Here is a 5,053-nt window from a genome sequence, read left to right as displayed (position 1 = left end):
CGGCCCCCCGACCTGCGCCGGCCAGCCGGCCCGGGCGCCCCGCGAGCTGCGCGGCATGTGGATCACCACCGTGAACAACATCGACTGGCCGAGCCGTCGTGGGCTGCCGGCCGAGGCGGCGCGGGCGGAGTTCCGGGGTTGGCTGGACCTCGCCGTACGGCGCAACCACAACGCGGTCTTCGTGCACGTACGCCCGAGCGGGGACGCGCTCTGGCCGTCCGCGTACGCGCCCTGGTCGGAGTGGCTGACCGGACGCCGCGACGGCCGCGACCCGGGCTGGGACCCGATGGAGTTCATGGTCGCCGAGGCACACGCCCGCAACCTGGAGTTCCACGCCTGGTTCAACCCGTACCGTGGCGGACAGCCGGCCAGCGTCGGCGGACCCGGCCCCAGGCTGGACCAGCTCGCGCCGACACACCCGCTGCGGCGGCACCGCGACTGGGTGGTGACCTACCCCAGTGCCGACCGACCCGGCAGTCGCCTCTACTTCAACCCGGGGATTCCCGAGGCGCGCGCCTTCGTCGAGGACTCGATGTTGGAGGCGGTCCAGCGGTACGACGTCGACGGGGTGCACTTCGACGACTTCTTCTACCCGTACCCGGAGGCCGGACAGGACTTCCCGGACGGCGCGGCGTTCGCCCGCTACGGCGGGGGGTTCGCGAACAAGGACGCCTGGCGCCGCGACAACGTGAACACGCTGGTCCGGGAGATGAGCGAACGGATCAAGGCCATCAAGCCGTGGGTGAAGTTCGGCATCAGCCCGTTCGGCATCTGGCGCAACAAGCGCACCGATCCGGCCGGCTCCGCGACCGCCGGCCTGCAGAGCTACGACGACATCTACGCCGACACCCGACTCTGGGTACGCGAGCAGTGGCTGGACTACGTCGTACCGCAGCTCTACTGGCACATCGGATTCGGCAAGGCCGACTACGCCAAACTCCTGCCCTGGTGGGCGGCCACGGTGAAGGGCACCCGGGTGCAGCTCTACATCGGCCAGGCCGACTACCGGGTGGGCGAGCGCGGCGCCTGGCGCGACCCGGCCGAGCTGGACCGCCAGCTCGCCCTCAACCGCCTGCACGGGGTGAGTGGCAGCGTGCACTTCAGCGCCAAACAGGTGCGCGCGGACAAGCTCGGGGCGGTCAGCCGGTACAGCGCGGCGCACTACGCCGGCCCGGCGCTGGTGCCCACGATGGCGCAGCTGCCGGCGGCGCCGCCCGCAGCCCCCGAGGTCACCGGCGTGCGGCGTGCGGACACCGGCGTGGAGCTGACCTGGCGCGCCGACGGCGCCACGAGCATCGCCGTCTACCGCGTGGACGGCGACGGTGCCCGGCTCGTCGGCACCGCCCGCGGTACGGGTTGGGTCGACCGCACCGCCCCCGCCGAGGGTCCGCTCACCTACTGCGTGTCCGCGCTGGATCGCAGCGGGAACGAGGGCCCACTCAGCGCGCCGGCCGCCGCATAGCGGGCGTCCGTCGGCGCCGCCTGCGCACGTCCTGGGCGCGTGCACCACGCCCGTTCAGTGCGGCCGGATGAGGCACATCCCGCCGGCGGCTGGGCCGTCCATGGTGGCCAGCGCGTGGGGCACCTCGGTGAGGCCGATCGTGCGGGTGACCAGCTCGGCGGGCCGTAGCACGCCGGCGGTGACCAGCCCGAGCAGCTCCGGATAGGCGTGCGCCGCCATGCCGTGGCTGCCCCGCAGCTCCAGCTCGAACGCGATCACGAGATCCATCGGCAGGGCCGGCCGGCCCTGCGCGGCGGGGAGGAGCCCGACCTGCACGTGCCGGCCCCGCCGACGCAGGCTCTCGATGGAGGCGGCGCAGGTGGCATGACTGCCCAACGCGTCGAGAGACAGGTGCGCGCCGCCGCCGGTCGCCTCCCGAACGGCGGCGGCCACCGCCCCGGGACCGGTCCGGGCGCTGCCGTCCAGGCAGACCGCGGCCCCGCAGCTCCTGGCCAGCTCCAGCGCGCCGGGGGCCACGTCGACCGCCACCACCCGCGCGCCACAGGCCACCGCGATCATCACCGCGGACAGCCCCACACCGCCGCACCCGTGCACCGCCACCCACTCGCCCGCGGCGACGCGCCCCTGGCCGACCACCGCCCGGAACGCCGTCGCGAAGCGGCAGCCGAGCGCCGCCGCGGCCGGAAAGTCCAGCTCGTCGGGGAGCCGGACCAGGTTGACGTCGGCGTCGCGCACCGCCACGTACTCCGCGAACGAGCCCCAGTGGGTGAAGCCCGGCTGCGTCTGCCGCTCGCAGACCTGCTGATCGCCGGCGAGGCAGGTCGGGCACCGCCCACAGGCGCAGACGAACGGCGCCGTCACCCGATCGCCGGGCCGCCAGTCGCGTACGCCGGCGCCGACCGCCGTGACCACGCCGGCGAACTCGTGACCGGGGACGTGCGGCAGGCGGATGTCGGGATCGTGGCCCTGCCAACCGTGCCAGTCGCTGCGGCACAACCCCGTCGCCTCGACGCGGATGACCGCGCCCCCGGGCGGCGGCACCGCGTCCGGGATGTCGCGGACCTCGGGCGGGGCACCGAACTCGTCGAAGATCACGGCACGCATGAGGCGCATCCTCACACGCCGGCGGGCCGACCGAAGGCCCCACCCCACGTGGGCGCCGGTGGGCCGGCCGTCCGGCACGGGACGGCGCTGGGGTCCGCGCCGGCGCAGCGGGGACCCCAGCGTGGCGACGGACTACGTCAACGCGAGGGTTCGAGCGTCGGCCGCGATGACACTGGCGACCTCGGACGGCACCAGCTTGCCGGCCTGCCGGTCGACGTAGGTGGCCAGCTCGGCGTACTGGCCGTGGACCAGCTTGACGGTCATGGCGTTGATCGCGGCCGCCTCGGCGCCGGAGGTGAGGAGCAGGTAGCCGAGCCCGGCCTGGCTCACCGTCACGGTGAACGTGCTGGTCGCGGTCGCGGTGCCCTCCGGACCGGCCACCTCGGTGCGGACGGTGTGCCGGCCTGGGGTCAGCCTGGTCAGGTCCAGCTTGCGTCCGGCGGCGGACTTCTTGCCGTCGAGCGTGACGGTGACCGTGTCCGCGTTGGTGGCGGCCACCGCGATCACCGGGGACTGGGCCCGGTCGAGCCGTGCCCCGTCGACCGGCGACGTGATCCGCACGGTCGGGTCGGCCGGAGCCCGCTGCATGAACGCCGAGTTCCAGCCGACCAGCTCGGACGCGCGGTTGGTGATGACCCCGTCGGTGCCGATCCGCTCCAACCGCTGCCACAGGCCGGCGGAGTCCATCGTCCAGGCCATGACGGCGACGCCGGCGGCGTGTAGCGGCGCGACGACCTCCGGCCGGGCCAGCAACGCGTTGCCGTCCGGGTTGTACGCGGTCAGGTGCAGCTCCCGGGAGATCGCCACCGGGTCGGCGTCGAGGCTGCTGCGGAGCAGACCGAGCGGCAGTTCGGGGGCGAGTTCGTAGGTGTACTTCAGGGCGTCGACCTCGAAGCTCTGGACGAAGACCCGGCCCATCATCTGCTCGTCCCGGATCACCTTGATGATCGTCGCGACCTCGGCCCGGGTGTGCCTGCCCTTGATCTCCAGCAGCAGGCTGCCGCCGCGCGTCCGCAGGTCCGCGAGCTGCTCGGCCAGGGTCGGCACCCGCTCGCCCACGTAGTGCGGACCGAACCAGGAGCCGGCGTCGAGGGCCTTGATCTGCGCGGCGGTCAGGTCGCGGATGTTGCCGGTCCCGTCGGTGGTCCGGTCGACGGTGCCGTCGTGCAGGATGAACGGGATGCCGTCCTTGCTCGGCTGGACGTCGTTCTCGATCCAGTCGGCGCCGCCCTTGCGCGCGATCTCCTGCGCGACCAGGGTGTTCTCCGGGGCGGCGGCGGACGCGCCTCGGTGTGCGATCACCGTGAGCGGGCTGCCCTTCGGGCGGATGTAGCCGTTCGGCGGCAGCTCGGTGACGGTGACGTCGTCGTACGAGACGGTGCCGCCGTTGACGAAGAGCGCCTGGACGCCGTTGGTCGAGCGCTGAAGGCTGTTCGTGCGCATCGCCTCCCGCCCGTCGAAGATCCAGCGGGCCTGGGTGCCGTGCACCTCGACCGCGACGCGGACGTCCCGACCGGTGCCGGCGGCGTACGGGGCGGAGGCGGTGTTCGTCACGACCCAGGCGTTCGCCGTGGTCCGCTGGGCGAACTCCAGACCGTTGGCGGCGGTGGTGCCACTGCGCATGGTGGCGATCCACCACGGAGTGGCGCCGTTGGCCGGGACGTCGATGCCGAGCGACGCCCAGCGGGTGGCGGCGGAGACCGATTCGAAGCGCATGGTCGCCTCGAGCCGGAAGTCGGCCAGGTGCCGACCGAAGGTGATCTTGTTGTTCTCGCCCGAGCTGGCGGAGGTTCCGTACAGCCGGCCGTTCTGGACCTTCCAGGCGCCGTCGACCGCGTTCCAGCCGACGGGCAGCGACCCGGAGGAGAAGCTCTCTGAGACGACGACGGTGCCCGGCTCGGCGGTGGCGGGCGACGACGTCGCGACGGCCACCGCGACGGCGGCGCCGGTGACGGCGAGCGCGGCGATGGTGGCGGCAGCCCGGGTACGCACGGCGACGAACCTCGTCGCGGCGCGACCGAGCGACGATGATGCGGATAGGACAGTCATGCTCGGGACGGTAGGAAGCGGACCCGAACTCATGATCAATCGAGCGTGGCTGCCGCCCGAACCCTGGATGTACGGGATGGCCGGTGCGGCAGGTCAGTCCGACAGACCGGTGCAGGCGACCTCGTCGATGCTGCACGCCGTGGGGGCGGAACTGCCCGCCGAACCGTTGACCCGGAACGTCACCCGCACCGGCGCGTCGCCGGACACCGGCCCGGCGCTCCCGTCGGGTACGAACGTCCACACCGCACCGTCGTGACTCGCCTGTGCGCCCTGCACCGAGCTGACCCGCAGCGACTCCCGGGGCAGGGTGACGACCAGCTTCCACTGCGCCACCGGCACCGGGCCAGGATTGCTGATCGTCACGGCGGCACCGTAGCTGAGCAGGGACTTCTCCGCGATGGCGAAGTCGGCGCCCAGGGCGGCCGGTGTGGGTGAGGG

General features: G+C 73.2%; 4 protein-coding genes. 1 reads left to right on the top strand and 3 read right to left on the bottom strand.

Annotation, left to right across the window (positions count from 1 at the left end; translation table 11 throughout):
• Positions 1-1,462, top strand: a 1,462-nt coding sequence (locus tag EAD98_RS01125; protein ID WP_121652233.1) for a glycoside hydrolase family 10 protein, incomplete at its 5' end; no start/stop codon positions are given.
• Between the two features lie 54 nt (positions 1,463-1,516).
• Here the strand turns inward: EAD98_RS01125 and EAD98_RS01120 are convergent.
• The 3 genes from EAD98_RS01120 to EAD98_RS01110 form a co-directional block, all read right to left on the bottom strand.
• Positions 1,517-2,566 carry a zinc-dependent alcohol dehydrogenase family protein gene (locus EAD98_RS01120; protein ID WP_121652232.1) on the bottom strand — a complete coding sequence of 350 codons (1,050 nt, stop codon included), beginning with the start codon at positions 2,564-2,566 and terminating at the stop codon, positions 1,517-1,519.
• Between the two features lie 132 nt (positions 2,567-2,698).
• On the bottom strand, positions 2,699-4,615 hold the full coding sequence (locus EAD98_RS01115) for a glycerophosphodiester phosphodiesterase family protein (protein WP_121652231.1): 1,917 nt from the start codon (positions 4,613-4,615) through the stop codon (positions 2,699-2,701).
• A gap of 93 nt (positions 4,616-4,708) precedes the next feature.
• Positions 4,709-5,053, bottom strand: a 345-nt coding sequence (locus EAD98_RS01110) for a cellulose binding domain-containing protein (protein ID WP_199723199.1), incomplete at its 5' end; no start/stop codon positions are given.

The sequence above is a fragment of the Micromonospora sp. CV4 genome, from assembly GCF_003667455.1.
GTDB lineage: Bacteria > Actinomycetota > Actinomycetes > Mycobacteriales > Micromonosporaceae > Micromonospora.
Note: the sequence above shows the minus strand (reverse complement) of the source record. Positions and strands in the feature narration are given on the sequence as shown.

Coding starts and splice junctions, on each gene's coding strand:
- EAD98_RS01120 (WP_121652232.1), bottom strand. CDS start 2,566: ATGCGTGCCGTGATCTTCGACGAGTTCGGTGCCCCGCCCGAGGTCCGC.
- EAD98_RS01115 (WP_121652231.1), bottom strand. CDS start 4,615: ATGACTGTCCTATCCGCATCATCGTCGCTCGGTCGCGCCGCGACGAGG.